This window comes from Halorubrum zhoui (assembly GCF_051194155.1).
Classification (GTDB): domain Archaea; phylum Halobacteriota; class Halobacteria; order Halobacteriales; family Haloferacaceae; genus Halorubrum.
Genome location: NZ_JBLZNJ010000001.1, coordinates 237,673 through 263,375, shown reverse-complemented (window position 1 = coordinate 263,375; position 25,703 = coordinate 237,673). Strand labels below are relative to the sequence as shown.

29 protein-coding genes are annotated in these 25,703 nt (G+C 67.4%); 10 read left to right on the top strand and 19 right to left on the bottom strand.

Annotation, left to right across the window (positions count from 1 at the left end; translation table 11 throughout):
- Positions 1-105 precede the first annotated feature (105 nt).
- Complete coding sequence (locus ACNTAO_RS01325; RefSeq protein WP_435160134.1) at positions 106-1,212, top strand: ATP-NAD kinase family protein; 1,107 nt, start codon at positions 106-108, stop codon at positions 1,210-1,212.
- A gap of 269 nt (positions 1,213-1,481) precedes the next feature.
- Here the strand turns inward: ACNTAO_RS01325 and ACNTAO_RS01320 are convergent, their stop codons facing one another.
- Together ACNTAO_RS01320 and ACNTAO_RS01315 are read right to left on the bottom strand one after the other, a co-directional pair.
- Complete coding sequence (locus tag ACNTAO_RS01320) at positions 1,482-2,342, bottom strand: hypothetical protein (RefSeq protein ID WP_435160133.1); 861 nt, start codon at positions 2,340-2,342, stop codon at positions 1,482-1,484.
- A gap of 88 nt (positions 2,343-2,430) precedes the next feature.
- Positions 2,431-2,820, bottom strand: coding sequence for a 2Fe-2S iron-sulfur cluster-binding protein (locus tag ACNTAO_RS01315; protein WP_435160132.1), 390 nt, complete (start codon positions 2,818-2,820; stop codon positions 2,431-2,433).
- A gap of 767 nt (positions 2,821-3,587) precedes the next feature.
- Between ACNTAO_RS01315 and ACNTAO_RS01310 the strand changes: the two genes are divergently transcribed.
- Complete coding sequence (locus ACNTAO_RS01310) at positions 3,588-3,989, top strand: DUF7475 family protein (protein ID WP_435160131.1); 402 nt, start codon at positions 3,588-3,590, stop codon at positions 3,987-3,989.
- A 13-nt stretch (positions 3,990-4,002) separates the two neighbouring features.
- Here the strand turns inward: ACNTAO_RS01310 and ACNTAO_RS01305 are convergent, their stop codons facing one another.
- Entirely contained in the window at positions 4,003-4,608 is a 606-nt protein-coding gene (locus tag ACNTAO_RS01305) for a methyltransferase domain-containing protein (protein ID WP_435160130.1), read from the bottom strand.
- Positions 4,609-4,621: 13 nt separating this feature from the next.
- Positions 4,622-4,939 (bottom strand): ASCH domain-containing protein, encoded by a 318-nt coding sequence (locus tag ACNTAO_RS01300; protein WP_435160129.1) that lies wholly within the window; start codon positions 4,937-4,939, stop codon positions 4,622-4,624.
- Between the two features lie 113 nt (positions 4,940-5,052).
- Here ACNTAO_RS01300 and pyrB point away from each other — a divergent pair, with 113 nt between their 5' ends.
- Together pyrB and pyrI are read left to right on the top strand one after the other, a co-directional pair.
- Complete coding sequence (gene pyrB, locus ACNTAO_RS01295; protein WP_435160128.1) at positions 5,053-5,970, top strand: aspartate carbamoyltransferase; 918 nt, start codon at positions 5,053-5,055, stop codon at positions 5,968-5,970.
- The gene (pyrI, locus tag ACNTAO_RS01290) at positions 5,963-6,421 is read left to right on the top strand and encodes an aspartate carbamoyltransferase regulatory subunit (RefSeq protein WP_435160127.1); all 459 of its coding nucleotides are present in this window, start codon (positions 5,963-5,965) and stop codon (positions 6,419-6,421) included. The genes pyrB and pyrI overlap by 8 nt, the downstream gene beginning before the upstream one ends.
- Positions 6,422-6,475: 54 nt before the next feature.
- On the opposite strand, the gene ACNTAO_RS01285 is transcribed toward pyrI, so the two are convergent.
- Positions 6,476-6,781 carry a hypothetical protein gene (locus tag ACNTAO_RS01285; protein ID WP_435160126.1) on the bottom strand — a complete coding sequence of 102 codons (306 nt, stop codon included), beginning with the start codon at positions 6,779-6,781 and terminating at the stop codon, positions 6,476-6,478.
- Between the two features lie 344 nt (positions 6,782-7,125).
- Between ACNTAO_RS01285 and ACNTAO_RS01280 the strand changes: the two genes are divergently transcribed.
- Positions 7,126-7,986, top strand: a complete 861-nt coding sequence (locus ACNTAO_RS01280) for a glycoside hydrolase family protein (protein ID WP_435160125.1) — start codon at positions 7,126-7,128, stop codon at positions 7,984-7,986.
- 23 nt (positions 7,987-8,009) lie between these two features.
- On the opposite strand, the gene ACNTAO_RS01275 is transcribed toward ACNTAO_RS01280, so the two are convergent.
- The 3 genes from ACNTAO_RS01275 to ACNTAO_RS01265 form a co-directional block, all read right to left on the bottom strand.
- Positions 8,010-8,462: a DUF5804 family protein gene (locus tag ACNTAO_RS01275; protein WP_435160124.1), complete on the bottom strand. Its 453-nt coding sequence runs from the start codon at positions 8,460-8,462 to the stop codon at positions 8,010-8,012.
- Between the two features lie 90 nt (positions 8,463-8,552).
- Positions 8,553-9,755: a methionine adenosyltransferase gene (locus ACNTAO_RS01270; RefSeq protein WP_435160123.1), complete on the bottom strand. Its 1,203-nt coding sequence runs from the start codon at positions 9,753-9,755 to the stop codon at positions 8,553-8,555.
- A 69-nt stretch (positions 9,756-9,824) separates the two neighbouring features.
- Entirely contained in the window at positions 9,825-10,949 is a 1,125-nt protein-coding gene (locus tag ACNTAO_RS01265; RefSeq protein WP_435160122.1) for a pyridoxal phosphate-dependent aminotransferase, read from the bottom strand.
- 231 nt (positions 10,950-11,180) lie between these two features.
- Here ACNTAO_RS01265 and ACNTAO_RS01260 point away from each other — a divergent pair, with 231 nt between their 5' ends.
- Complete coding sequence (locus ACNTAO_RS01260; protein ID WP_435160121.1) at positions 11,181-12,620, top strand: amidohydrolase family protein; 1,440 nt, start codon at positions 11,181-11,183, stop codon at positions 12,618-12,620.
- 60 nt (positions 12,621-12,680) lie between these two features.
- On the opposite strand, the gene ACNTAO_RS01255 is transcribed toward ACNTAO_RS01260, so the two are convergent.
- Positions 12,681-13,421, bottom strand: coding sequence for a methyltransferase domain-containing protein (locus ACNTAO_RS01255; RefSeq protein ID WP_435160120.1), 741 nt, complete (start codon positions 13,419-13,421; stop codon positions 12,681-12,683).
- Entirely contained in the window at positions 13,418-13,828 is a 411-nt protein-coding gene (locus tag ACNTAO_RS01250; RefSeq protein WP_435160119.1) for a nascent polypeptide-associated complex protein, read from the bottom strand. The genes ACNTAO_RS01255 and ACNTAO_RS01250 overlap by 4 nt, the downstream gene beginning before the upstream one ends.
- Positions 13,829-13,991: 163 nt before the next feature.
- Here ACNTAO_RS01250 and ACNTAO_RS01245 point away from each other — a divergent pair, with 163 nt between their 5' ends.
- The gene (locus tag ACNTAO_RS01245) at positions 13,992-14,765 is read left to right on the top strand and encodes a creatininase family protein (RefSeq protein ID WP_435160118.1); all 774 of its coding nucleotides are present in this window, start codon (positions 13,992-13,994) and stop codon (positions 14,763-14,765) included.
- A gap of 28 nt (positions 14,766-14,793) precedes the next feature.
- Here the strand turns inward: ACNTAO_RS01245 and ACNTAO_RS01240 are convergent, their stop codons facing one another.
- The 6 genes from ACNTAO_RS01240 to ACNTAO_RS01215 form a co-directional block, all read right to left on the bottom strand.
- Positions 14,794-15,354, bottom strand: a complete 561-nt coding sequence (locus ACNTAO_RS01240) for a molecular chaperone TorD family protein (protein WP_435160116.1) — start codon at positions 15,352-15,354, stop codon at positions 14,794-14,796.
- A 20-nt stretch (positions 15,355-15,374) separates the two neighbouring features.
- A complete protein-coding gene (gene nrfD / locus ACNTAO_RS01235; RefSeq protein ID WP_435160114.1) occupies positions 15,375-16,397 on the bottom strand; it encodes an NrfD/PsrC family molybdoenzyme membrane anchor subunit in 1,023 nt (340 codons plus the stop codon).
- A 5-nt stretch (positions 16,398-16,402) separates the two neighbouring features.
- Complete coding sequence (locus ACNTAO_RS01230) at positions 16,403-17,005, bottom strand: 4Fe-4S dicluster domain-containing protein (RefSeq protein ID WP_435160113.1); 603 nt, start codon at positions 17,003-17,005, stop codon at positions 16,403-16,405.
- Position 17,006: 1 nt separating this feature from the next.
- Positions 17,007-19,361, bottom strand: a complete 2,355-nt coding sequence (locus ACNTAO_RS01225) for a molybdopterin-containing oxidoreductase family protein (protein ID WP_435160112.1) — start codon at positions 19,359-19,361, stop codon at positions 17,007-17,009.
- A complete protein-coding gene (locus tag ACNTAO_RS01220) occupies positions 19,354-19,599 on the bottom strand; it encodes a 4Fe-4S ferredoxin N-terminal domain-containing protein (protein WP_435160111.1) in 246 nt (81 codons plus the stop codon). The genes ACNTAO_RS01225 and ACNTAO_RS01220 overlap by 8 nt, the downstream gene beginning before the upstream one ends.
- A 268-nt stretch (positions 19,600-19,867) precedes the next feature.
- A complete protein-coding gene (locus tag ACNTAO_RS01215) occupies positions 19,868-20,530 on the bottom strand; it encodes a GNAT family N-acetyltransferase (RefSeq protein ID WP_435160110.1) in 663 nt (220 codons plus the stop codon).
- Positions 20,531-20,689: 159 nt separating this feature from the next.
- Here ACNTAO_RS01215 and ACNTAO_RS01210 point away from each other — a divergent pair, with 159 nt between their 5' ends.
- The 3 genes from ACNTAO_RS01210 (at position 20,690) to ACNTAO_RS01200 (ending at position 24,006) form a co-directional block, all read left to right on the top strand.
- Positions 20,690-21,088: a hypothetical protein gene (locus ACNTAO_RS01210; protein WP_435160109.1), complete on the top strand. Its 399-nt coding sequence runs from the start codon at positions 20,690-20,692 to the stop codon at positions 21,086-21,088.
- Entirely contained in the window at positions 21,085-22,200 is a 1,116-nt protein-coding gene (locus ACNTAO_RS01205; RefSeq protein ID WP_435160108.1) for an Mrp/NBP35 family ATP-binding protein, read from the top strand. Before ACNTAO_RS01210 ends, ACNTAO_RS01205 begins: the two co-directional genes overlap by 4 nt.
- Before the next feature lie 150 nt (positions 22,201-22,350).
- Positions 22,351-24,006 carry an FAD-dependent oxidoreductase gene (locus ACNTAO_RS01200; RefSeq protein ID WP_435160107.1) on the top strand — a complete coding sequence of 552 codons (1,656 nt, stop codon included), beginning with the start codon at positions 22,351-22,353 and terminating at the stop codon, positions 24,004-24,006.
- On the opposite strand, the gene ACNTAO_RS01195 is transcribed toward ACNTAO_RS01200, so the two are convergent.
- The 3 genes from ACNTAO_RS01195 to ACNTAO_RS01185 form a co-directional block, all read right to left on the bottom strand.
- Positions 24,007-24,744, bottom strand: a complete 738-nt coding sequence (locus ACNTAO_RS01195; protein WP_435160106.1) for a helix-turn-helix domain-containing protein — start codon at positions 24,742-24,744, stop codon at positions 24,007-24,009.
- Positions 24,745-24,827: 83 nt separating this feature from the next.
- Positions 24,828-25,163: a carboxymuconolactone decarboxylase family protein gene (locus ACNTAO_RS01190; protein ID WP_435160105.1), complete on the bottom strand. Its 336-nt coding sequence runs from the start codon at positions 25,161-25,163 to the stop codon at positions 24,828-24,830.
- A 103-nt stretch (positions 25,164-25,266) separates the two neighbouring features.
- Positions 25,267-25,563: a PadR family transcriptional regulator gene (locus ACNTAO_RS01185; RefSeq protein WP_435160104.1), complete on the bottom strand. Its 297-nt coding sequence runs from the start codon at positions 25,561-25,563 to the stop codon at positions 25,267-25,269.
- Positions 25,564-25,703: the final 140 nt, after the last annotated feature.

Sequence of the window (25,703 nt, the reverse complement as noted above, 5' to 3'; positions counted from 1 at the left end):
ATACGTGATCGTTCGACGGGGATGGTTTAATTGTTTGCAGATGGGTCGCCACACGCGGTGGATCCGTCGCGGCCCCGTTAAGTGGCTGCCGCGCGACCCGTCTGTATGCACGTCGGTGTCGTCGTGAACCCGATCGCCGGGATGGGCGGTCGCGTTGGATTAAAAGGAACCGACGGGAAACTCGAGGCGGCACTCGAACGCGGGGCCGACCCTTGGGCGCCGGACCGCGCGCGTCGGGCACTGGACCGGCTGGCCGAGCTCGCTCCCGACGCGACCGTCTCGACGGTGGCCGCACCGATGGGCGAGCGACTCGTTCGTGCGGCCGGCTTCAAGCCTGAGCGCGTCGTCGACCCGTTCGACGACCCGATGCCGGCGGTAGACGTCGGGGACGTCCCGACGGAGACGACCGCCGAACACACCCGGGTCGCCGCCGAACGGCTCGCAGCTGCCGGTGTCGACCTCGTGTTGTTCGTCGGTGGCGACGGCACCGCGACGGACGTCGCGTCCGCACTCGAGGGAGACGACACGCCGATGCTCGGCGTCCCGGCCGGCGTGAAGGTGTACTCGTCGGTGTTCGGCGTCTCTCCAGAGGACGCCGCCGAGGTCGCCGTCAGGTTCTCACGGACGGAACGCCGCGAGGTGATGGACATCGACGAGGACGCGTACCGCGAGGGGGAGGTGGTGCCCACGCTTCGCGGTATCGCACACGTCCCCGTCGCCGAGAACCTCCAGGCGTCGAAACAGACCGCGAGCGGGACGGTCGAGTCGTTGGCCGAGGGCGTCGCCGCGGACATCCGGGCGCGCGACGGCGACGGGGTCACCTACGTCCTCGGTCCGGGATCGACGGTCGGGGCGATCAAATCGGCGCTCGGCTTCGAGCCCTCACCCATCGGCGTCGACGTCTGGCGGGATGGAGCGGTCGTCGCGAGAGACGCAGCGGAGTCGGCGATCGTTGACGAACTCGATGGCGAGGCGGTCATCGTCGTCTCGCCGATCGGCGGCCAGGGCTTCGTCTTCGGTCGCGGGAACCCGCAGCTCTCTCCGGCGGTCATCCGCGAAGCCGAGGTGCAGATCGTCGCCTCCCGTGCGAAACTCGACACGGTCCGTACCCTCCGTGTCGACACCGACGACCCGGCACTAGACGAGTCGCTCGCGGGCTGGGTGCGCGTCCGCGTCGGGAAGTTCGAAACCCGGATGATGCGGATCGTGTGAGTGGCCGATCGCACCGCGGGGCGTCCGACAGCGTGGCCGACGGGCGTCGATCGGTTCGTGAGGAGGATATCTTGATCTCCCACGACATCCGGTAGCTACCCGCGAGCGACATCTCTTGACGATCTCGCCGGGTTCGAATTCGGTGCCGTCACGTCGGCAGTCTTGGCCGGTCTCGGCTACGAATGCGTCCGCCGGGTCGAGCGGACGGTCGATGTGGGACGCGACACCGTCGCCCGAGAGGTGGTCGAACGCCGGGGTACCTCGTCGTGTCAGCTTACCTCCTCGGCGATCCGTTCTGCGAGCGCCGACCGGAGCGCGCCGACCGACACCCCCGCGTCTGCGCGTCCCGTCTCCGTGCCCACTACGGGGACCTCCCTGGCGAGTCGCCGGAGCGCGTGGGCCGTGATCGCTTCGACCGTCTCCGCGGGCCCACAGGAGTCGATACGATCCATGACCCACTCGTCGGTCACCCACCGGCTCACCATCTCGCTCGCCGATTCGGCCGTCGCGTCGTCTACCTCCGCCATCGTGTCGTCGTTCACCCCGGTCGGCCACGCGTCGCGGGGCTGCGTGCGATACGCCCGTCCGCCGCCTTTGTTGACGAACACGACGCCGGGCGCCGTCCCATCGAGCCACGCGGACGTGGGCAGCTGATACCGCGCCGGGTCGAGGTCGGTCGCACGAACCTCCCTGTCGACCGGGTCCACGCTCGCGAGGTTCACCCGATCGAAGACCTTCTCGACGGTGTCCGGCGGCAGCGCTCGTCCCCACGTCTCGTCGTAGATCGCCGTCCCGACGAACGCCGGGATGTCGTCGAGGTCGTACGGGAGCGTCCGGCTGTGTGTGGCCACGCCGTGGAACGTCACCGACTCGGTGTCGTCGACGGCCGCCCGAAACGCCGACCGGTCGAAGTCGTTTCGGACCGTGCGGACGGCGGTCTGGACGCCGAGTGGGATCGCGTCGTGTGCGAGTACCTGCTCGTCGGTGCCAAACCGCACGAACCCGTCGTGGGTGAGCTGAAACCGAAGAGGGTCACCGACGATCCACTCCGTGATCCACAGATGCCCCGAGTCGAACACGTGATCTGCGTCGTCGTACGGAGGAATCTCCGGAAACGGAGCGATAGCCATCACCGAATCATGATCATCGTTCGATCATAAACCTGTCTGCGGTTCCATCGGGCGTGAAAGACCCGAATCGGCCGCACCCCCGCGGGAGTCACTTCACACGGTGTGTGAGAGCCTCGTGCGTCTCGACGCCGTACACCAGTTTGAGGTCGCTCGCTGGGGTGGCCAGACACGTCAGACAGTAGTCGGCCGCGTCGACCTCTGCGGGCGTCAGGAACTCCTGGTCGGCGTCCATCCTGACGTCTCCGTCGACGACGACGGCGACACACCGTCCACACCGCCCTTGTAGACACTTCGAGGACCACCCGAGTCCCGCTCGCTCGGCCGCCTCGAGGATCGACTCGTCGGTGGATACCTCGACGGTCCCGTGATCCGTGCGGTCGAGTTCGGCCCGTGCCGCCTTCTGGAAGGTGGAGCGGTCGTGGAGCGCCCACCCACGGTTCTCGAGGACGTCGTAGTTGAGGTATTCCACCGTCGCCATCATCACACAGATGATCCGTGATCAACAATAAATGTGAGTATTGTGCATTGGTCACTATTAGATTGGACCGGCGGCCGACAGTGCACCGACGAGCGACGTCCTGACGCGCAGCTGCGCCGTTTCGACCCCCATCGTCGAGACAGAGCCCTCTGCGGTGGCGCGCGCCTCGTGAGGTCGCCGCAGGCGGGCTCACGAGCGCGTGCGAGGGATGAGCGAGGGAGTGAAGCGACCGAGCGAATCGGTTGGGGAGGGTGTGGTGAAGTGGTGCCCGGCTACCGTGCGGTCGTCTCGATCATACAGCCACTACACGCATAATAGATCGGCTGGGGAGGGTGTGGCGAAGTGGTGTCCGGGTGTCGCAGCGGCGTCTCGTTCACACGGTCGCCAGGCTACCACCGTTCACCCAACAACACGACTCCGCGACCGCCGGGCACGGTTTGGCCACACCCTCCCCAGCCGATTCGCTCTCGTGCGTGTGTGGCTGTGTGAACAACACGACTCCGCGACCGCCGGACACCAGTTGGCCACACCCTCCCCAGCCGATTCGCTCGTCGCCTGCGGCGACTCGCTCATCCCTCGCACGCGCTCGCGAGGCCGCCTGCGGCGACCTCACGAGGCGCGCGCCACGTTGTTGGTCGTTCGTGTCGTCGGGCTCGCCCACCGGCCGAGACGCCGCTCCGACGGTCGGCTCGAGCACAGCGCGTGCAAACCCTGTGCAGAGTCGTGTCACTGATTCGAATAACTTTATGTGTGTCGTGCGCGGAATGATGTGTATGGCTACCAGAACCGCAGCTACGAGCGAGTCGCGACTGCCGGACGATCCGGTCGGCTACGTCGCGATCCTCGCCGCGATCGTGACCGGGGTCCTCCACCTCGTGCTCGCAACGCAAGTGATCGGCGTCAGCCAGTTCCTCGCCGTGCTGTTCGCGTTGAACGGGCTCGGCTTCCTCGGCGGGATCGGCGTCTACCTCTCTGGCTACTGGCGCCGAGAGCTCTACGTGGTCGCCGCGGGCTACGCCCTCGTGACCGTCCTCGCGCTGTTCGTCTTTCAGGGATTCAGCGTCGAAGCGTTCTACCGCGGCGGCGCGGTGAATCCCGGCGCGGTGATCTCGAAGGCCGCAGAGGTCGTGCTCGCGGCCGCCTCGCTCTACCTCTACGCGACCGAGTAGGGGGTCGACCGACTCACGCTCGTCGCGCGACGATCCCGACGAACGGATCGCGGTCGGGACGATCGGTGACGATCCGCGTGTCGGCGAACCGACCGGTCGACTCGGCGTACGCGACGACGAGATCGGCCCGCTCGTCCATCGACCGGTCCCACCACGCGCGGACCGCCTTGGTCGGAAACATCCGATCGGAGACGCTCACCACGAGGACCCCGCCCGGTGTGAGCACGCGGGCGAACTCTGTGAACACCGCTTCCGGACGCTGGAGGTACTGAACCGACACCGCACACGTCACCGCGTCGAACGCCGCGTCGTCGAGCGGGAGCGTCGGCGTCTCGTTCAGGTTCTGGACGAACCAGTCGTCGAGTCGGTCGTTTGCGGCCAGCTCCGTCGCGTTCATCCCGTGGCCGACGACCCGGTCGAACCGCCGGTCCGGCAGGTGGGAAACGTGGCTGCTCATCGCGTCGAACACCCGGTCGCCAGCCGTGAGCACCTCGTCGTACAGCGCGGTGAGACGCGCACGGAATCCCGCGTCGACGTGGGTGACGAGCCGTGGCTCGGCGTAGAACACGTCGTCGTCGCGTTCGTCGAGCTTTCCCCGCTCGGCGTCGTCGAGCACCATCGGCGCGTGAGGACTACGCGACGCGCTCGAAACGGTGCCTGACCACGTCGGCGTCGTCGTCCCACTCGAACTCGCCGCCGTGTGCGTGGACCATCCGTTCTTTGTACGCCTCAAGTGACGGCGATCCCTCGCGGGTCGCGTCCGCGTCGGTCATGTCACCGAGCGTTCGTTCCGTCACCTCGACGAGTTCGAAGGTGACGTCGTCTATGGTGAACGTGTCGCCGACCTCGCCGTACTGGTTGCCACGGTGGAGTTGGGTGACGTCGCCGTCGAGAGCGGCCTGTTTCACGCGATCGTTCGGTAACAGCGCCTCGGCGTCGGTGTCGCTCATAGTTGAGTTAGGGCCTCCGATCGTATATACCACCGCCTCGCGGGTGGTCGTGCGGCTGGCCGGCGGACGCTGAGCCGGGAGATTCAAGAGCGTGCCGGGCCCCTTCTTCGACGATGCGTCAGGACCACCTCATCACCGCGACGCAGCTCTCGCGGGGTGACATCGAGGCGGTACTCGATCGGGCCCGCGCGATCGCGGCCGACCCGACCGCGTACGCGGACCGACACGCCGGGACGGTGCTCGCGCTCTGTTTTTTCGAGCCGAGCACCCGCACGCGGATGAGCTTCGATGCGGCCGCGAAACGCCTCGGCATCGACACCATCGACATGGGAGACGTCTCCGCGTCGTCGGTGTCGAAAGGCGAGTCGCTCGCCGACACCGTGCGCGTGATCGAGGGATACAGCGACGCGCTCGTGTTGCGACACCCGAGCGAGGGGGCCGCACAGATGGCCGCCGAGTTCGTCGACGTCCCGGTGGTGAACGCCGGCGACGGGGCCGGCCAGCACCCGTCACAGACGCTGTTAGACCTCTACACAATCCAGGAGACGCACGGACTCGACGACCTCACGATCGGGGTGATGGGGGATTTGAAGTACGGTCGGACGGTCCACTCGCTCGCGACCGCGCTCACGAACTTCGACGCCCGCCAACACTTCATCAGCCCCGAGTCGCTCGGGCTGCCGCGGTCCGTTCGGTTCGACCTCCACGAGACGGGTGCGCAGATCCGTGAACACGACGACCTCGGGGCGGTCCTGCCCGAACTCGACGTGTTGTACGTCACGCGGATTCAACAGGAGCGATTTCCAGACGAGAACGAGTATCACCGCGTCGCCGGCGAGTACCAGATCGACGCGTCGGTCCTCGAGGCGGCCGCAGACGACCTCACCGTGATGCACCCGCTGCCGCGCGTCGACGAGATCGCCCCCGACGTGGACGACACCGACCACGCCCGGTACTTCGAGCAGGCACACAACGGCATCCCGGTCCGGATGGCGCTTCTCGACTCCCTCCTAGAGTCCACCCATGAGTGAACACGAACTCCGCGTCTCGAAGATCCGCAACGGTACCGTCATCGACCACGTCCAGGGGGGACAGGCGCTCAACGTCCTCGCGATCTTGGGTATCGACGGGAGCGAAGGGCTGAGCGTCTCCGTCGGGATGAACGTCCCCTCGGACCGACTCGGGCGAAAGGACATCGTCAAGGTCGAAGGGCGCGAGCTCTCGTCGTCGGAAGTCGACGTGCTCTCGCTCATCGCACCGGAGGCGACGATCAACATCGTTCGTGCGTTCGACGTGGTCGAGAAGAACCGCGTGACCCGCCCGGAGCGCGTGGTCGGCGTGCTCTCGTGTCCCAACCGAAACTGCATCACGAATGCCGAGGAGCCAGTCGACACGCGATTCACCGTGATCGCCGATGGGGTCCGATGTGAGTACTGCTCGACCGTGGTACGCGCAGACATCGCCGCCCACATCGACGTGTGAGGTCGTGGACGTGCTGGGGCCAACAGCGCCGACACACCGGCCGTCGCCGCGCCCTCACTCCTCGGTGACGGGAATCGCCACGCCGTCTTCGTCCGCCGCACCGCGGCCGTCGTGTGCAGCCGGTTGGCCCCCGTCCGGGAGCGGCGTCTTCGACTTCACGCTCGCTTCGACGTCGTCGACGACGGCACCGACGAGGTAGCCCGTCGCACCGCCCAGCCCGGAGGCGAGGCCGGCGGCGAACGGTCCGCCGCGCGATCCCACTGCGGCACCGATGCGAGCGCCGACTTGCGCCCCGGACGATGCGACCGTTCGCTCCGCGTCGTCGTCGCCTGACAGACAACCGCGTTTGTCGCCGAACATACGCGTATCTCACGGGCGCGAGACACTTGGGCGCTCCGCCGGGCGAGCAGCCGCGGCGGCCACCAGTCGCGTGCCATCGACTGATTGCGTGACGATCAGTCGAGTGGCCACGGACCGGGAGCGGCCGGTAGCTTTTACTGAGCGCTAACCAATCTGCGTGTATGGGAACGAAAGCGAAACTTGTCCTGGCCGTCTCGCTCGTCGTCCTCGCGTACGTCCTCCTCGCGGGCGACAAAGAACCGATCGAGATCGAGTGAGTCGGCGGCCCAGTCGCATCGTCACACGAACGTGATCGCGTCGGACGGAGCCCGACGCTTTTACCACCGAGCCGCGTAGCCTGAGCCATGTACGGGGTCGTGACGCGGAACGCCGACGAGGTCGAGATGGACCCGTTCGACTGCGGGTTCTACGAGGTCAAAGACGTGACGGGACGGGCGGCCGCGCCGATCCCGAACGCGGTGAACATGGTGTCGTGTTTCGGCGACAACGCGGCCGCCGCCGAGAACCCGGACCTCGTCCCGGTCGACGAGACCGGCGAGCCCGCGACCCGCGATCGCGACTACTTCGATTGGGCGTACATCTGTCCCACTCACCCCGAGTACCGTGCGGGGCTCCTCGAGATCGTCGAAGACTGTGCCAGCGTAAGCGACGACGTGCGCCTCGACGACGTCGGATTTCCACGCGAGGGCTACTGTCGCTGTGACCGGTGTCGTCGGCTGTTCGACGAGAGCGCCCACGACGAGTGGGCTGCGTGGCGCACGGCCGTGATCACCGACTTCGTCGCCGAGGCCGCGTCTCGCGTTCCGGGGCGGACGCTACTGACGCTGTACCCCGACCCGTACCCAGACCACCTCGCCGCGCGCGCTGGGATCGACGTCGACGCGCTGAGCGAACACGTCGACGAGTTCGTCGTGCCGCTGTACGACACCGCGTACGAGACGACGTACTGGCTGGAGACCGTCGCCCGTGGGTTCCGCTCGCGACTCGGTGGCGACTACGACGTGTACGGCGCACCGCCGGACACCCCGTTCTCACTCGAGTTGTACGCGGTCGACGTCGGCCTCGACGCACTGGTCCACGCGACAGAGGTCGCAGAGACGTACGCCAAAGACGTCTTTTTCGGCTACGACGCGAACAACGCGGCGGCCGCGCTCCGCCGGAAGGACGCCGACTCCCGAGACGGCGTCGTCCACCGTCCGGAGTGACCCTTCGCCGAACTCGGCCGCACTCACGCGCCGAACTCGGCCGCACTCACGCGCACCACGAGCGTCTCGTCGACGTCACGGAGGTCGTACGTGGGCCGCTCTCCTTGGGTTCGGCGGACGTACAGTGGTTCGACGGGTCGCCCGTCGACGATGCCGTACACGAGCAGCCGCTGGTCGGTTTCTTCTGGCGGCACCGCGCCGTCTCGGACCCGCTCGGCGAGGTCGCGCGAGAGCCACTCGTCGGTCGACACCGACGGTTCCAACACCAACGCCGTGTCGACGAACCGAACGAGGTACCAGTCGAGGTCGTTACACAGCGACACCGCAGCACCGAGACTCACGGTGTCGACGGCGACGCTGTTCTCGAACGGCGTCGAGATGTCGTAGGTAGCGAGCGCCTCGCGGGCGGTCTCACGCGACAACAGCTCGTACTGCAGGGTCACGTCCGGCTCGCCGAGGAGACACACCCGCGTCACGACCGGCCGGTCGGCGGGGAGCCACAAATCCGTTCTGATCGGTGATCGTCGACGACAGCGGTGTGGTCACGGTGAACGCCGCCGCGGCGTTCAGAACGTGGAGACCTCGCCGTCGATGACCCGGCGTGTCACCGACGTCACGTCTGCGAGTTCGGCGTCGACGATGGCGACGACGTCGTCTTCGATCGCCGCGAGGTCGACGCCCGACTCGGTGACGATCTGTGCGTCCGCGACGTGGGGTTCGTCTATCGGCCGGCCGATCTGTGAGAGCAGGCGGATCTGGAGGTCGCGGATCCCATCGACCTCGTCGGTGACCGTCTCGGCGATGTGCGTCGAGAGCACGTTGTAGATCTTTCCGATGTGGTTGACCGGGTTCTTTCCCGACGTGGCCTCCATCGACATCGGGCGGTTGGGCGTGATCAAGCCGTTCGCGCGGTTCCCGCGGCCGACGGAGCCGTCGTCGCCCTGCTCGGCGGAGGTGCCAGTGACGGTGAGATAGATCGACCCCGCTTCGTAGTCGTCGGCGGTGTTGACGTCGACGTTGACCGTCCGGTCGGTCCGTGACTCGGCGAGGTCGGTGACAAAGGCATGGACGCGCTCTACCGCGTCGTCGTAGGCGTCGAGGTCCGGGACATGTGCATCGACCATGGCCGCCGCGACCGTGATGTCGATCGCGTCGCCCTCGCGTTTACCCATCACCTTCACGTCCGGGCCGAGCTCCGGGTGGTCGGCCGCGTACGACGTGTTGAGCTCGTGTTCGGTCTCGTATACGATCGTCTCCGTCTCGGTCAGCGGCGCGTGGCCGACCCCGAACGACGTGTCGTTGGCCATCGGCACCTCTTGGGTCTCCTCGCCGAAGACGTCCTGTAGGTCTCCAGACCCCTCGCCGAGACGAACGTCGACGACGATGTCGGTCCCGTACTCGAGCGCCGGGAGCGACTCGGTGAGATACTCGCGCGCAGCGGCGAGCGCCCGAGAGTTGACGGGGAGTTGCTGTCCGTCGTACTCTTTCGTGGCCCGGCCGACGATGAGGACGTAGATCGGTTCGATGACCTCACCGCCCCCGAACGCCGGTGCGGCCCGTCCCGCGACGAGCTGCGTCTCGTCGGTGTTGTAGTGGAGGACCTTCCCGACGCGGTCGAGGTACAGCTGTGAGAGCGCGCGCGAGACCGCCTCCGCGAGGCCGTCGCAGATCGAGTCGGGGTGGCCGATCCCCTTCCGCTCGACGATCTCGACCGTCTGGTCTTCGACCGCCTGCCGATCGAGCCGGCTGACCCGTATGTTCCGACGCATACCTCTCACCTCGATGCGCCCTACGGTATAACTTGCGGAAACCACTCGACGGATAATTATGCCCGTAAGTTATTCTCGAACGGCCTCGGCCGCGGCCGCCATCACGTCGATCGCCTCACGGAGGTCCGCTTCTGCGGTCGCGTACGAGATCCGTGCCGACCCGCGGCCTCCCGCGCCGAAAGCCGACCCCGGAACCACGACGACGCCACGGTCGAGACACGCGTCGACGAACCCCTCGGGGACGCGGGGCATCGCGTAAAACGCCCCTCTCGGTGTTGGACACTCGATACCCGCGTCTTCGAGCCCGTCGAGGAGGATGTCGCGACGACGTCGGAACGACGCCGTCATCTCGTCGACGACGCTCCGGTCGCCCCGCAGGGCGGCCTCCGCGGCGTACTGTGCCGGCGCCGACGCACACGCCTGTGCGTACTGGTGGACGCGGAGCATCCGGTCGACCCGCTCGGCCGAGCCGTACACCCATCCCAACCGCCAACCGGTCATCGAGAAGAGTTTGGACGCCGAGTTGACCACCACGACGCTGTCGCGGTCGGCGAACTCCATCGGCGAGCGGTGTTCACCCTCGAAGACGGTGTACTCGTACACCTCATCGGAGAGACAGAGCACGTCGTGTTCGTCGGCGATCCGCGCGAACTCCCGCACGTCCTCGGGCGGTGAGACTGCCCCCGTCGGGTTCCCCGGCGAGTTGACGACGAACGCGGCGGTGTCCTCGGTGATGGCCGCCTCGATCGCGGCCGGGTCGATCGTGTCGTCGTCGCGCAGCGGGACGGGGACCGGCGTCCCGCCGGCGAGTCGCGTCAACGCGTCGTACGAGACGAATCCGGGGTCGGGGACGATGACTTCCTCACCAGCACTCACGTGTGCCTCCAACGCGATGTGGAGCGCCTCGCTCCCGCCGGCGGTAGCGATGACCCGCTTCGGGTCCAAGTCGATCCCCTGGTCGGCCCGGTGTTTCGCCGCGATCGCCTCGCGGAGCGAGACCGTGCCTTTGTTCGGCGTGTACGCGTCGGCGTCGCCGCGCTCTATGGCGTCGATCGCTGCCTGTCGGGCGTGTGCTGGCGTCGGAAAATCCGGCTGACCGATTCCGAGGTTGATCGCGTCCTCGCCGGCCGCTTCGAACACCTCGCGGATGCCGCTGATCCCGATCGACTCGACGCGCGCTGCGAAGTTCGGCATACCACAGCGAGAGCGCCGCCCGGAGTTATGTCTTGTCACGGCTCCCGGTGCCCGCATCGACGGACCGTGCTCCACCCGCATCGACGGACCGTGCTCCACCCGCATCGACGGACCGTGCTCCACCCGCATCGACGGACCGTGCTCCACCCGCATCGACGGACCGTGCTCCACCCGCGACGACTGATTCTGTGACACCGACAGGTCCTTGTCGTCGGGGTGAGAAGCCGTCGCATGGACGCGCTCGTCACCAACACGCTCCTCGTGACGATGGACCCGGACGTCTCGGGGGCGACCGGCGCGTTGGGGATCGTCGACGACGGCGCGGTCGGCTGGGTCGACGGCGAGATCACCTACGTCGGTCCGGCGAGCGAGGTCGACGCCGCCGCCGATCGAATCGTCGACGGCGGTGGCTGTCTCACACTTCCGGGGTTGGTGAACGCCCACGTCCACGGCCGACAGACTATCCTGCGCGGGGCCGCACAAGACGTCCCGGAGATCGAGTGGATGACGCGCGCGCTTGGGCCAATAGCCGACCACGCGACCGCAGCGGACGGCGTCGTCGGCGCGCGGCTCACGGCGATCGAGGCGCTCGCCTCCGGGACCACGACGCTCGGCGAGTACGCGACGAACGTCAGCGAGCTCGTCGCGTCGGTGTACCGGCCACACGGGCTCCGCGTCGTCGCCACCGAGACGATCTCCGAGGTGACGGCCGACCGATCCGACCGCGACCCCGACGAGCCGTACCCGCTCGACGACGCGGCGGGCACGGCCGCGCTGGACCGCGCCGAGTCGCTCTTCGAGCGGTTCGCCGACGATCCGCTCGTCGAGCCGGCGTACGGCCCCCAAGCGCTCGACATGGTCTCGCTCGACCGGCTCGAGACGATCACCGACCGCGCCCGCGAGGCGGACCGAACCGTCCACGTCCACGTGGCACAAGGCGACAGGGAGCGGAAACAGATCGCCGCCCGGTACGGTGACGGGGCGACGACCGTCGGGATCCTCAAGCGCGAGGGACTCCTCGGTGACCACCTACTCGCGGCACACCTCCACGGCGCGACACCGACGGAACGTGATCAGCTCGCCGACGCGGGCGTTCGGATGGTCGGCTGTCCGTCCTCTATCACCGCCATCGACGGTGTCGTTCCGCCCGTCGTCGAGTACCGAGACGTCGGCGGGGTCGTCGGACTCGGGACCGACCAAGCGCCCGGTCCGGGCGGGCACGACGCGCTTCGTGAGGCGCGCACGAGCGCAATGGTGACGAAGGCAGCACACGCGGACCCGACCGCGCTCGACGCCGCTGGAGCACTCCAGCTCGCGACGGTCGGTGGAGCACGCGCACTCGGAATCGCCGACCGGGTCGGGACGCTCACGCCCGGAAAGCGCGCGGACGTCGTGTGCTGTGATTTGACGCGTCCGAGTATCGCGCCGTGTGTGCGAGAGCCGTTTCACACCGCGATCCCGAACCTCGTGTACGGTGGCGGCGACGTGGTTCAAGACGTCTTCGTCGACGGCGTGCAGGTCGTCTCTGCGGGCGGCATCGTCGGCGTCGACGTCGACGCGGTCGTCACGGAGGCCGCCGAGCGCGCACGACGAATCTTCGACGATGCGGCCGCCGACTGGCGTGCGGCCGACTCGGCGCTCGTCGACGCGGCCGACCGCGGTCGGCTCTGAGTCGACCGGTCGTCGTCTCGTCGGTCGCCGACGCCACGAACCGCCGCTCCGACCGGCCGATCAGGGTGCTCTGGCGACGACCAGATAACCGGTGTGCCCGACGCCCGCGGTCGAGGGCCGTGAGCCGCGGTCGGTGAACTCCATCTCGCGCTGGATCGTCTCGCGTGTCGTCACTGACTCGAGTCCGGCCGCTTCAGCCGCCTCGACCGCGTCGCGGGCACCCTCGACGAACGGCGAGTAGACGGCGAGAAAGCCGCCACCGACGAGGAGGTCGGGGGCGCGTTCGACGACGTCGGGGGCGTCGCCCGTGTCGAGGGTGACGACATCGAACGGCTCGCCGGCTGCCAGCTCGGAGAGCTCGTCGGTGACGTCACCGGTGTGGACCGTGACGTGGTCGGCGACGCCGGCGGTCGCGACGTTCTCGCGGGCGACGTCGGCGAAGTCGGGATCGATCTCGTAGGTGGTGACCGACGCACCGATGCGTCCGAGGTGGACGGCCAGGATGCCGGTACCGGTCCCCGCGTCGAGAACCCGGTCGCCGGCGGCCGCACCCGTCAGCCCGACGACGAGGCCAATGTCCCGTGGCATCATCGGAGCGCCAGTGCGGTCGAGGTGCGTGAAGAGGTCCGGTCCGCGGAGCGCACGCACCTCGAAGGGCGTCCCGAGGTGCGTCTCGACGGTGTCGCCGGCAGCCACGTCCGCGGGAACCTCCAAGACGCCGAGGTCCGTCCCGAACTCGGTCCCGGGCTCGACGAGGTACTCGCGGTCGTCGGCCACCAGTAGATACGCGGGGTCGCTCACTCGAGCTCGGCGATCGCCGCCGCGAGGTCGCCGTCGTGCGCCTCGAGCGTCTCGCGCGCGGTCGACTCCGGCACGCCAGCGCGGTCGGCGACGAGCGACACGTCGGCCTCGGGGATCGCGTCCGTCTCGCTCGCCGTGTCGTCGCTCGACGACTCGTCGGCGTCACCCTCGACCGCCGCGGCCGCACCGTCGAGGCCGGCGTCGGCGACCGCCTCGGCCTCGCCGACGATCTGGTAGGTTTGTTGACCCTGGGCGTCCATGCGGGTGACCTGTGGAGCTTCGAAGACGAGGTCGTCGTCGGGGGTCTCGATCACCACGCGGTCGGCGTCGAGCTCGTCGACGTCGATCCCCATCTGTTTCATCATCTGTTTCATTTTCCGCGGATTCAGGCCGCCTCCTCCGAACATACACCTCGTTCGGCCACAGGGCACAAAAAGGGTGACGACACGCAGAGCCCGAGCAGCGTGGTCCGTCCTGCGTGGCTCTTCTATCGTGGCCTGTCCGGCGTGACCAGTCGGCAGACACCGCCACGACACCTGGTTTGATACGGGCCGCTGTCCACAGGCGGGTGTGTACCTCGCAGATCACACGTGGCCCGAGCTGGACGCGCACGTGACCGACGAGTCGCTGGCGCTCGTTCCGCTCGGCTCGACGGAACAGCACGGTCCCCACCTCCCGCTCGCGACCGACCACCTGATCGCGGAGGCGTTCGCCCGCGAGGCCGCCGACCGAGCGGACGTCCTCTGTACCCCGACGGTCACCGTCGGCGTGAGCCCGCACCACCGGCAGTTCACCGGCACGATGTGGGTGGACGCGCCGGTTTTTCGTGACTACGTCGAGTCGTTGACGCGCAACCTCGCGTACCACGGCGTCGACCGCGTCGTCTACGTCAACGCCCACGGCGGGAACGTCGAGCACCTTCGCGAGGTGGGCCGCCGACTCAGAGACGACGGGGAGCTGTACGCGATCGAGTGGATGTGGAACGAGAGCATCCCGGACCTCGTCGACGACGCCTTCGAACAGAACGGTCCGCACGGCGGCCCGAAAGAGACGGCGCTCATCCAGCACGTCGCCGGCGAGCTCGTCCGCGAGGATCGACTCGAGGCTGCCCGCGACGGCGGCCTTCGCGACTGGCGCGCCGGAGACGGACTCCGCGTGCACGGCTCCCGGACGTTTTACGACGCGATCGACAACACCGACAACGGCGTCTTCGGTGATCAGACGGACGCGACCGCAGAGAAGGGGGCACGGCTCTTCGAGGCGGCGACCGACGAGCTCGTCCGGCTGTGTGAGTGGCTGGAGTCGAAGCCGCTCGTTGACTTGCTACCGAAGCCGCACGTGTAAGCGGGGTCGTTCCGTCTCGGACCCACCCTCAACAGAACTCGTCGGCCGCGGCCGACGTGACCCGGTCGAGCGTCTGGACGGCCCAGTGATAGAAGGGAGCGTCGGCGGTCGCTTCCACCCGCTCGCGGAACGCGGGAAGCCACGCGAAGTGCGCCTCGTGGAACGTGGCGTACGTCGCGGTGTCAGCCGTCTCCAACAACAGACTGGCGTACTCGAGCAGCAACGAGACGTGGTCGGCCGGGTAGGCGGGCGGGACCTCGGCATCGAGTGCCTCGTAGCGCTGCCGCATGTCGGCCGCGGGCGGCCCCGAGAGGATCCCGCGCTGATCGCCGTCCCACCACGCCTCATACGCCGACTCGGCGGGCGGCGCGTACTCGCCGTCGAACGCCTCGAACGTCCGGAGGTACGCCTCCCGCGGCGGCGCTCGAAACGACGGCGGCGTTTCGACGCCCCGGACGCCGAGGTCCTCGGCGCACTCGGCGATCGTCGTCGCGAGGGTCCCGTCCTCGACGGCCTCGACGAAGTCGTCGTCGGGGTGTTGAAAACACGTTGCGAGCGCAGCGTAACAGTCTGCGTAGGAGTGAGCCATGGCGAACGGATACTGGGGTGTTAGGTGACGATGATCGGTTGTTGGAGCGCGGTGAATATCAGCAGGACGCGGAGCAGAAAGGACCCTGCGATCACGAGCCCGAACTTCGCGGTCGTCACCTGTCTGCTCGCGAGTAGGCTGTCGCTGCCGAGAAGCTCCTGTGCCGCCGAGATGGCGAGCGGGAGGAGGAGCCCGGCGCTCACCATCCCGACCAACAACAGCAGCCCACTGCCGCTCGTGAGCCCGTTGACCGTTCGTGCCGCGGCGGCACCCCCCGTCGTGAGCGTGTACAACAGCGTGGCGAGGACGACCCCCTCCACGACGATCACCGCGTCGTCGAGCAGCCCGAACCGGTGAACGAGCCCGCCGTCGAGGTCGTTCTGCCAGGCGGTGACCGCGATCACCAGCGCGATGCCGGCCGAGAAGCCACTGGCGACGAACAACGGCGGCAACAGCGTCTGGTTCCACAGCGGGACCAGCCAGCCGACCGCGCTCAACAACAGCGCCGTGTAGATCACGAGCATGACCGCCAGGCCGACGCCGGTGACCTGGACGAGCCGCCGAAGTGGGCCCGTCGGCCGGGTCAGGTCGGCACCGCGGTCGACGAGGTCGGTCAGGCCGAATCCGACGCGCTCGACGAGGTGTCTCGGCAGCCCACTCGGGTCGTCGACGGCAGCCGTGCCGAACGTCGCCCAGATCATCCGCGCCATCACGACGAGGCTGAAGGTGACGACTACCCAGGTTCCGATCGCCATCCACGACGTCCAGTTGGTGAACTTGATCGGGAACATGAACGCCCGGAGGAACGGCCCCGAGAGGTGTGCCAACAGCGTCCAGGAACCGACGACGATGGTGCCGAACGAGAGGGTCCACCCCCACCGGCTGATGTGCGCGTAGCCGGCCTGCTGGCGGCGCTCACCGAACCACTCGGCGATCGACGCGACGAGGAACGACCCGCCCGAGATCCCCCCGAGGAACAGGTAGATGGCGACGAAGACGTCCCAGTGGCCGACACCGCCCCACCAGAGTCCAAATGATGCCATCGTGATCACGCCTCGTACGGGAACGCGGTGGTGTCGTCTCTGTTCGCCTCGACGATGACGTTGGCCGGCTCCTGTTCGAACCGCTCGACTGCCTCCGTCGTCGCCTGTTCTTTCAACTCGCTCACCGGCCCGGCCTGGATGGCGCCGCCGACGCAGTTGTCGACACACGCGGGCTGGGCACCGCCGTCCTCCTGTTCCTCGCGCGGCGGCATCTCGTGACCGCCACCGGGTCCCTCGCCGATACAGAGGTTACACTTCGACATGATGCCGCCGTCGTCGTACGTCGGGGCGCCGTACGGACACGCCCAGCCGCAGTAGTGACAGCCGATACAGCTGTCGCGGTCGACGACGACGATGCCGTCCTCCTCGCGTTTTTGAATCGAGTTGCACGGACACACCTTCTCGCAGGGGGCGTCCGAACAGTGCATACACGACATCGAGACGGGCAGCGAGCTCACGTCGGGGAACTCGCCGGTCGTGACGTTCGTTACCGTTCGCCACTCGTCCTGTTCGGGGTCGCGGCCGTGTCGTTGTTTACACGACACCGAGCAGGCGTGACACCCGATGCACTTGTCTGAGTCGAAGTAGAACCCCCACTGTTCTCCCATCTCACTCACCTCCGGTCACGTCGACCGCGATGTGTCTGTCTACTTGTCCCGTGATCGGGTCCATCTGCGTCTCGTGTAGCTTCATGGTGTTCAGTCCCTCGTAGTCCTGCTGGGTCGACCCCTCGCCGAAGCCGTACTCGCTCGTCACGACCCCGGGTTTGATCAGCTCGGTGACGTGTGCCATCAGCTCGCCGCCGCCCGTCTTCGACTCGACGGTCACCATATCACCCGTCTCGATGCCCCGCGCCTCGGCGTCGACCGGGTTGATGTGGAGGTAGTTACCGCGGTACTCCTCGTCGTGTAAGTCGTTCTTGCGTGCGAACTGCTCGAGGAGCCGGTCGATCCCCTGGTCACTCCCGTGTGAGAAGTACACCGACCGGACGTCGTAGAACTCCAGTGGGTACGTCTCGTCGAGGCTGTCGCCGTACGTTCCCGGTGGCTGCCACGACGGCGCGGTGTCCATGCCGGCCTCTTCTGCGGCCGCCGTGAACGACGGCACCTGATCGAGGTCGAACCGGAACGCGGGTCCGTCGCTCTCGCGCCACTGCTCGTAGCCGTACTCGCCGACGATCGCGTAGTTCTTCTCGCCGGTCGAGAGCTCCTCGAGCGTGAGGTCCACCGACTGTAGCTGGTCGTCGATGAACGCCTCGTGGTCCTCCCACGGGAAGTACTCACCCCAGCCCATCGCCTCGGCGAGGCCGGTCAGGATCTCGTAGTCTGGCTTCGTGTTGAACTGTGGCTCGACGGCGGCCTTCCCCCCGACGACCCACTGCGCCTCGCTGTAGGAGCTCCACGAGCCGGTCCCGACGGTGTCTTTCTCGAGCTGTGTCGCGTCCGCGAACACGACGTCCGCGTTCCGAGTGACGCCGTTCCAGTAGGCGTCGACGGCGATGACGAGGTCCATCTCGTCGAGCGCGGTCAGCCACGCCTCGGCGTTGCCGTCTTTCAGCGGCATGTCGTGGTGACAGTACATCCCGTTGATGTGGCCGTTCTCGACCATCTCGGGGACGAGATTGTGTGCGATACCCGTGATGTGCCGGGCCGGGTAGTCGCTGTACTCGTCGTACTTGCGGAACGCGGGCGTCTTGCCCTCGGCGTTGTTCGGCAGGTCGACGCCGATCGTCGTCTCGGTGCCGCGGGCCGCACCGCTGCCTTTGCCCTCGGGTGTCCACTCACACACCTCAAACGGGTCGGCCATCGGCGTCGACTTCCAGAGCCGGAGGCCGCCGGGTCGGTCGATGTTGCCGACGAGTCCGTTGAGCGCGATGATGTTCTGGGTCGCCTTCCAGCCGTTGCCAGACTGGGCGGTGCCCGACCACACCGAGATGCCGGCCTGTGGGGCGGCCTCAGCGAAGTCACGAGCGATAACGCGGATCGTCTCGGCGTCGAGGCCGGTGATCTCGGCGGCCCACTCGGGCGTCGTGTCCGCGACGGCCTCGCGGTACGCCTCGAACCCGTAGGTGTGGTTCTCGACGAAGTCGGCGTCGTACCGCTCTTCGTCGATGATGACGTTCGCCATCGCCAGTGCGAGTGCGCCGTCGGTTCGCGGCTCGATCGGGAGCCACGCGTCCGACTTCTCGGCGGTCTCGGTGTACTGCGGGTCGATGGTAACGAGCGTCGCGTCGTTCTCCTCGATGGCCTTCAGGATGCCCTTCGCCTCGAACTGCCCGGCGAACGCCTCAAGCGGATTGCGTCCCCACATGATGAGGTACTCGGAGTTCTGGTAGTCCGGCACCCGGGCGTTCGAGCCGATACCCATCATCCCGCCGTTGACGAACGTCGGTCCGGCACAGACGTGGATCCCGCGGCCGATCCGCTCTGGCGTCCCGTAGAGGTCCCGCCAAATCGTGCGGAAGATCGGCGTCTCTGCCCAGCTTCCCGCGTCGAGGAACGTCTCTGCGCCGTGTTCGTCGTCGAATTCACGGAGCCGCTCGGCGGTGTACTCGAACGCCTCGTCCCAGGTCGCCTCTTGGAGTTCCCCGTCGACGCGGATGTACGGCTGCTTGATCCGCTCTGGGTCGTGGGTCTTATCGAGTTGTCCGAGCCCCTTCGGACAGAGCGTTCCCTCCGTTCCAGGACCAGCGCTCCCACGAGGGTTGCCGTCCACACCGGTGATGCCGACGACAGAACCGTCGTCGGTCACCTTCACCTCCTGTGCACAGTTGTGACAGCACATCCAACAGTTGCCGTACGCGACGTTCGCGTCGGCGACGGGAGTCGCCGAACGGTCCGTCTGACCGATGCCGAGCTGGCGGGCGGTGTCTGCACACCCGCCGAGTGCGGCCATCGTCGCCGCGCCGGCGCCCGTCTTCAACAGCGTGCGGCGCGTGAGGCCGTCGCCCGCGTCACTACTCATCGGCCATCACCTCCGCCGGCTCGTAGTCGTCGCCGAACTCCGCGAGCAGCGCCGACTCGTACTTCTCGTGGAACGCCCGCTCGTCGAGCTCGCCGTTGGCGACGCGCATGGCGTCGACCCCCATGCGCCTCCCCAACTCCTGGTCGTACTCGCTCTCCGCCGGTGCCTCCTCGAGTGCGCCGACGAGGTCGAGCGGGTCCAGTCCGCCGTCCGCCGATGGGTCGGTTGAGTCGCTCATATCTGTACACACGCGACCCGCCGCCGTAGGCGTCACTCTCAACCGGTGAAGGTTTTATATACTACCCGCCGCAGGCCCCGATCACGTCAGCGAGTCGTGTGCGGATCCGAGTCGGGTCGATACACGTCGCGGCCGCGTACCCGAGGCCATCGACGCGTACCCGATGAGGTGTTCACGTGCTGGGAGAGATCTGCACCGTCATGCCGTCGACATGAAGCGATACCGCGACGTTCGAGACGAGAGACTGGGTCGGCTGGGTCTCGTCCCGCTACGAGTCGGCGGGCGGGGACCCGACTGCAGACACCGTCGGGTCCTCGAGCGCGTGAACCATGCGGACCTCGTGGTCGGAGTCGACCGTCTCGAAGCCGACCCGGCGGTAGACGCTGATCGCGGCACGGTTTCGCAGCTCGACGAAGAGTTCGAGCGCTTCGCGGTCGGCGGCCGCAGCCGACGCGACCAGCCGTCTGCAGAGTTCGGTGCCGATCCCGCGGTCGTGGAACGCGGGGTGCACGAAGATCGCCAATTCCGGACAGGCGTCCTCGAGCGGCGTGTACACGATGTGACCGACGATCCCTCCGTCGCCTTCGGCGACGATGTTATACCCGTCTTCGAGCAGCATCTCGATCCAGGAGCGGCGGCGGTGCTCGACCGCCGGCGGGATACCCTGTGCACGGTCGGCGTCGCCGAACGCGTCGTACAGCTCGACGAGCTGGTCGAGGTCGGCGTGGTCTGCCTGTCGGAGCGTCCAGCGAGACCCCTCCTTGTCGACGAACTGCGGCCAGCGCGGTGGGTCGGTTGCCGTGCCCGTTCGGTCGGCGTGGTCCCCGCTCTCGCGGCGGGCACCGTCCCGGTCGTCGCGGTCGGCATCGTCCCGGTCGTCGCGGTCGGCATCGTCCCGACCACCACGGTCGATGTCGGGCGAGTGATTCATGATCGTGTTTCGGGACCGCTCGACTTTCACCCCTCCCTCGGCTCCCAAAATGTGAGAAGCCGTGCGGGCCCAGGTGCAGTCCGGCCGGGCGACGTGCCTATTTAAAATCTTATCCTGTTGAGGCGTACATCAATACGGATCGACCGTGTGTGTTCACGCATGACGACACTGCGCACGACGCCATACAGCTACGAGATCGAGTTCGACGTGATCGGCGACCGACGGGAGGCGTACGACCGGTGGGTCGCTGAAAACGGGATGCCGTGGATCACCCACGAGACCGTGGCAGCGTTCGACGTCTGGCAGAACGACAAGGGACTCACACCGGAGGTCAAGTTCCAGTTCGGCTTCCGCACGCTCGACGCCTGGACGCGGTTCGTCGACAGCCGGTGTCACGTCCTGGCGACGGAGGGGCTGCGACGACTGGTCACGGGACTCGAGGCGACGCTCTGGGAGCGCGACGGCATCCGACTCGACGTGACCGAATCGGCCGACGAGCAGCTTCCCTCTACTGCCGACTGCGAACGACGCTCCTCGGTCACCGAGGAGGTTCGATGAACGACGCCATCGAAGCGGCGCTCCGATCGGTCCCGGCACCGTCATCACCGGTGACGAACGAGACCGACGGACGAGCGGAGGGAGTCGAACACGGCGACGCCGACGACCCGGACGCGGATGCCGAAGCCGACGTCGTCTCCGCGGGCCTCGTCGGCGACGTCACGGTAGACGGCGACGTCGCGACGATCCCGCTGGCGCTCGGCGCTCCGTACTCGCCGGCCGAGACGGCGTTGGCGAAAGCGGTCCGGAGTGCGGTTGAGACGGCTGGCTTCGAGCCGTCGCTGTCGGTCGCGATCGACGACGAAACGCCCGCGGCCGGCGACGCGCCGATCGTGATCGCGGTCTCCTCGGGGAAAGGCGGCGTAGGAAAGAGCACGATCGCGGTGAACCTCGCGGCGGGGATGGCCGATCGCGGTGCGGCGGTCGGACTATTCGACACGGACGTGTACGGTCCAAACGTGCCGCGGATGCTCGGCGTCCAGGGTGAGCCGGTCCGAGCCGACCGCCACCAGCAGATCGTCCCGGTCGAAGCACACGGGCTCAAGCTGATGAGCGTCGGCTTCCTCGTCGACGAGGACCTACCGGTCGTCTGGCGTGGCTCGCTCGTCGACCAGACGCTGACCGAACTCTGGCATGACGTCAACTGGGGGCACCTCGATTACGTCGTTGTCGACCTCCCGCCCGGCACCGGTGACGCCCAGCTCACGATGCTCCAGCAGATGCCCGTCGTCGGATCGGTGGTCGTGACGACCCCACAGGACGTCGCGCTCGACAACGCTCGCAAAGGGGTCCGGCTGTTCGACGACCACGAAGCCGACGTCCTCGGGATCGTCGAAAACATGAGCGCGTTCACCTGTCCGAGTTGTGGAGACCACCACGAGGTGTTCCGCGCCGGTGGCGGCAGCCGGCTCGCCGAGGAGTTCGACCTCCCCGTGTTGAGCCGGATTCCCCTCGACCCGGCCATCGGCGACGCCGGCGAGGTCGGCGAGCCAATCGTGTTCGACGACGCACCGGTCGGCGAACGGTTCGCCGACCTCGCGGGGACGGTGATGGATCACGTGGGAGCACACCGGCGACGATCACACGCGTCTGGGGGAACCGACTGGCCCTGAACGGAGCGCGGGGCGCACCGAACCGGCGTCGTCGTCCGTCGGGACCGGTCGGCCGATTCGACGCCCGCCCACCGCGAGGTTCGCCCGACAGCGGTGCCACGAACTGAAAACGCGAGCAACCCATAACCCCCACAGCCGCCGCGTTCGGGTATGGGTTCACACTGCCTGATCGTCGGCGGGAACGCGGCGGGGATGAGCACGGCAACACGGTTACGGCGGGTAGACGAGGCCACAGACATCACGATCGTCGAGTCGACCGACACCGTCTCGTACGCGAGTTGCGGACTCCCGTATCACCTGAGCGACACGGTCGTCGAATCCGACCTCGCGGTCATGGGCGTCGACCAGCTCAGCGCGGCGTTCGACCTCGACATTCGAACCGAAGAGACGGTGACCGACGTCGCGCCAGAAGAACGGCGCGCGACGATAACCCCGAGCGACGGCGAGCCCTACGAACTGACGTACGACGACCTCGTGCTCGCAACCGGCGCAGAGCCACTCGTGCCGCCGATGTTCGACGTCGACGCGCTCGACGGGTGTCACACGCTGCGCACCGTCGAGGACGCGATCGCCATCCGCGACCGGGTAGACGACGCCGAGGAGGCGCTGGTCATCGGTGGCGGGTACATCGGGGTCGAGGTCGCAGAGAACCTCCACGAGGCGGGCCACGACGTCGTCGTCGCCGAGCTGCTTGACCACGTGATGGCGAACACGCTGGGGCCGGAGATGGCGACCCGCGTCGAGCGACACCTCACCGACCACGGCGTCGAACTGCAACTCGGCGTCGGCGTCGAGTCGTTGACACAGACCGACGACGGCTCGATCACGGCCTCCATGGACGGTGCGACCGACCGCACGTTCGACCTCGTGGTGATCGCCACCGGGGTCAGGCCCCGAACCGGCCTTGCCGATGCCATCGGGCTCGACCGGCACGAGAGCGGTGCGGTGGTGGTCGACGACCGACTCCGAACGAGCGAGCCGTCGATCCACGCGGTCGGTGACGCGGCTGCGGCGCCGAGCGCGCTCGGCGAGGGACACGCCTGGATCCCCCTCGGTGGGCCGGCCAACCGACAGGGACGGGTGGCCGCGAACGACATCGCTGGCCACGAGGACGCACTCGACCCCGTCCTCGACACCGCGATCGCCAAGGTGTTCGACCTCGACGTCGGGACGGTCGGGTTCACCGAAGCCGACCTCACGGAGGCTGACCGGCCGTACGAGACGGTGTACACCGCAGAGCCGAGCCACGCCGAGTACTACCCTGGCGCCGTCGACATTCACTTCAAACTGTTGTTCGACTCGGACGATGGCACGGTCCTCGGCGTCCAAGCGATCGGCGAGGAAGGCGTCGACAAGCGAATCGACGTGTTGGCGACCGCGATATCCCACGGCGATACGGTGTTCGACATCCGGGACCTCGATCTGGCGTACGCCCCGCCGTACGGGGCCGCGAAGGACCCGGTCAACGTGTTGGGAATGATCGGCGCGAACGTGCTCTCCGACGTGGCATCCGTGATCCACCTCGAGGAGTTCCTCGAAGAACGCGAGACCGCGACCGTCGTCGACACCCGGCCACCAGCGATGCGCGAGGCGCAGGGGTCGATCCCCGGCGACGAGCACGTCCCGCTCGGCCGACTGCGCTCGTGGGCCGCCGACTGCGACGGCGACGAAACGGTGTTGACCTACTGTAAGATCGGGAAGAGCTCGTACATGGCGAGTCGTATTCTCGAGCACGAAGGGATCGACGCCCGGAGTCTCACCGGCGGATACTACCGGTACGAACTGGCCGCCTCGGCGGACGACTGATCACGTCGCGAACTGGCTCATCACGTTTCCTTCGGCACGAGCCAGCCGCTGGGAGAACGCCGACGTCGAGATGTCGAGCCGTTCGGCGAGTGACGCCATCGAGGGGCGTTCACCGGCCTCGTAGTACCCCTCGTCGATCGCCAACTCGAGCGCTTCGCGCTGTTTCGGCGTCAACGCCGAGACGTCGACCTCGTATATCTCGTCGCTGAGCTCCTCGCCGCTGCCGGTGTGTGTCATGCTCACGAGCCGTACGGTAGCGCCGATCTCGTTGAGGTCGGCGACGAGGTTCGACACCGCAGCCGAGTTCGGCAGGAACGCCTTCACGAAAAACGATCGGTGCTCGGCGCGGACGAAGTGCGGAATGCAGCCGTAGGTCGCGAACACCGCGGTCGGACAGTGGTCACAGACGTCGTCGGTGTGGTACTTGGTGACGACCCGGTCTTCGGCGTCGTCGTCCGGTCGATCCTGCGTTCGCGGGCGCCCGTCGGGACGTGGCTCGTCGTGGCTGGCAGGCGCATCGAGCGCGGGCTCGTCGGGCGTACAGGACTCACACACCGTGACCTCGGTGTGACACGTCCCCCCTGCAACCCGTACGTCGACGTCCAGTACGTCGCCGTCGATGTCGTCGATAAAACAGGGGCCACCCCGCTCGATCTCGAGGACGACACGGAGGTCACGGTCCTCGACGGTCGCCGACGGGGCATCGGTGACCGACGTGTTTCCATCGGAACGACTCATACGAGACCGTTCGTCAGTAGCCGTAAAAAGGTACCCCGCCGCGTCACCGCGTAAGAATTCGAGTCGATGCCGCACACACCGACCTACGCGTCGTCGGCGAGGTCGTCTATCCACGTCAACACCGCCATCGCCTTCGGGAACCCGATCGTCGGTGCCGCCAGCACGGCCACGTGACGCAGCGTGTCGGGGTCGATCCCTGCGTCGAGTCCCCGACGGACGTGCGAGTGGACCGCCCCCTCCGACTCGGCACCCGCCGCGAGCGCGAGTTTGACCAGTCGTTTCGTCTCGCCGTCGATCGGCCCGGCCGCGGCGCACGCCTCGCCGAGGTCGCTGTACGCCTCCCACACGTCGGGGTGTTCGTTGGCGAAGTTGCCGGCGGCGGACGGGAGCTCCTCGCTGTCGTCTCCGGTGTCTGTCATCGGTCGACGTTCGCAGCCCAGAACAAAGGTATTGTGGAGACGACCGTCTCGCGGTCCGGCGGGTCGAAGCGGTCCGGCGTCAAACGAGACGGGATCGCGTCCATCACCCGGTGGCAGTGCTCGACATCCGATCCTCGTACCGCGTCTCCCACGCCATCCGGGCGTCGATTTCGCGCTTCCCCCGACCGGTCAGCCCGTACTCGTTGGTCCGTTGATCACGGCGCCGTTTGTACAGGAGCCCCTTCTCGACCAGCGCGTCGAGATTCGGGTAGAGCCGGCTCTGATGGATCTCGGTGTCGTAGTACTCGTCGAGTTCGCGTTTGATCGCCAGACCGTGTGGTCGTTCGAGCCCCGCGGTCACGTACAGGAGGTCGCGCTGGAATCCTGTCAGGTCGTGCATGCGAATCGACGTCACCGCCGTGACGTATGGGTATGCGGTGCCTACGCGAGTCAGGTAGTCGATAGTAGCGAACGCTATCGACACTATCACAGGTCGACAGTTCCGCGCCGTCGAACCGTCGACTCCGACGCCCTGTGGTC

What these genes read in the sequence shown, in the direction of transcription:
- ACNTAO_RS01325 (WP_435160134.1), top strand. Translation starts at nt 106, where the DNA reads ATGCACGTCGGTGTCGTCGTGAACCCGATCGCCGGGATGGGCGGTCGC.
- ACNTAO_RS01320 (WP_435160133.1), bottom strand. Translation starts at nt 2,342, where the DNA reads ATGGCTATCGCTCCGTTTCCGGAGATTCCTCCGTACGACGACGCAGAT.
- ACNTAO_RS01315 (WP_435160132.1), bottom strand. Translation starts at nt 2,820, where the DNA reads ATGGCGACGGTGGAATACCTCAACTACGACGTCCTCGAGAACCGTGGG.
- ACNTAO_RS01310 (WP_435160131.1), top strand. Translation starts at nt 3,588, where the DNA reads ATGTGTATGGCTACCAGAACCGCAGCTACGAGCGAGTCGCGACTGCCG.
- ACNTAO_RS01305 (WP_435160130.1), bottom strand. Translation starts at nt 4,608, where the DNA reads ATGGTGCTCGACGACGCCGAGCGGGGAAAGCTCGACGAACGCGACGAC.
- ACNTAO_RS01300 (WP_435160129.1), bottom strand. Translation starts at nt 4,939, where the DNA reads ATGAGCGACACCGACGCCGAGGCGCTGTTACCGAACGATCGCGTGAAA.
- pyrB (WP_435160128.1), top strand. Translation starts at nt 5,053, where the DNA reads ATGCGTCAGGACCACCTCATCACCGCGACGCAGCTCTCGCGGGGTGAC.
- pyrI (WP_435160127.1), top strand. Translation starts at nt 5,963, where the DNA reads ATGAGTGAACACGAACTCCGCGTCTCGAAGATCCGCAACGGTACCGTC.
- ACNTAO_RS01285 (WP_435160126.1), bottom strand. Translation starts at nt 6,781, where the DNA reads ATGTTCGGCGACAAACGCGGTTGTCTGTCAGGCGACGACGACGCGGAG.
- ACNTAO_RS01280 (WP_435160125.1), top strand. Translation starts at nt 7,126, where the DNA reads ATGTACGGGGTCGTGACGCGGAACGCCGACGAGGTCGAGATGGACCCG.
- ACNTAO_RS01270 (WP_435160123.1), bottom strand. Translation starts at nt 9,755, where the DNA reads ATGCGTCGGAACATACGGGTCAGCCGGCTCGATCGGCAGGCGGTCGAA.
- ACNTAO_RS01265 (WP_435160122.1), bottom strand. Translation starts at nt 10,949, where the DNA reads ATGCCGAACTTCGCAGCGCGCGTCGAGTCGATCGGGATCAGCGGCATC.
- ACNTAO_RS01260 (WP_435160121.1), top strand. Translation starts at nt 11,181, where the DNA reads ATGGACGCGCTCGTCACCAACACGCTCCTCGTGACGATGGACCCGGAC.
- ACNTAO_RS01250 (WP_435160119.1), bottom strand. Translation starts at nt 13,828, where the DNA reads ATGTTCGGAGGAGGCGGCCTGAATCCGCGGAAAATGAAACAGATGATG.
- ACNTAO_RS01240 (WP_435160116.1), bottom strand. Translation starts at nt 15,354, where the DNA reads ATGGCTCACTCCTACGCAGACTGTTACGCTGCGCTCGCAACGTGTTTT.
- nrfD (WP_435160114.1), bottom strand. Translation starts at nt 16,397, where the DNA reads ATGGCATCATTTGGACTCTGGTGGGGCGGTGTCGGCCACTGGGACGTC.
- ACNTAO_RS01230 (WP_435160113.1), bottom strand. Translation starts at nt 17,005, where the DNA reads ATGGGAGAACAGTGGGGGTTCTACTTCGACTCAGACAAGTGCATCGGG.
- ACNTAO_RS01225 (WP_435160112.1), bottom strand. Translation starts at nt 19,361, where the DNA reads ATGAGTAGTGACGCGGGCGACGGCCTCACGCGCCGCACGCTGTTGAAG.
- ACNTAO_RS01220 (WP_435160111.1), bottom strand. Translation starts at nt 19,599, where the DNA reads ATGAGCGACTCAACCGACCCATCGGCGGACGGCGGACTGGACCCGCTC.
- ACNTAO_RS01215 (WP_435160110.1), bottom strand. Translation starts at nt 20,530, where the DNA reads ATGAATCACTCGCCCGACATCGACCGTGGTGGTCGGGACGATGCCGAC.
- ACNTAO_RS01210 (WP_435160109.1), top strand. Translation starts at nt 20,690, where the DNA reads ATGACGACACTGCGCACGACGCCATACAGCTACGAGATCGAGTTCGAC.
- ACNTAO_RS01205 (WP_435160108.1), top strand. Translation starts at nt 21,085, where the DNA reads ATGAACGACGCCATCGAAGCGGCGCTCCGATCGGTCCCGGCACCGTCA.
- ACNTAO_RS01200 (WP_435160107.1), top strand. Translation starts at nt 22,351, where the DNA reads ATGGGTTCACACTGCCTGATCGTCGGCGGGAACGCGGCGGGGATGAGC.
- ACNTAO_RS01195 (WP_435160106.1), bottom strand. Translation starts at nt 24,744, where the DNA reads ATGAGTCGTTCCGATGGAAACACGTCGGTCACCGATGCCCCGTCGGCG.
- ACNTAO_RS01190 (WP_435160105.1), bottom strand. Translation starts at nt 25,163, where the DNA reads ATGACAGACACCGGAGACGACAGCGAGGAGCTCCCGTCCGCCGCCGGC.
- ACNTAO_RS01185 (WP_435160104.1), bottom strand. Translation starts at nt 25,563, where the DNA reads ATGCACGACCTGACAGGATTCCAGCGCGACCTCCTGTACGTGACCGCG.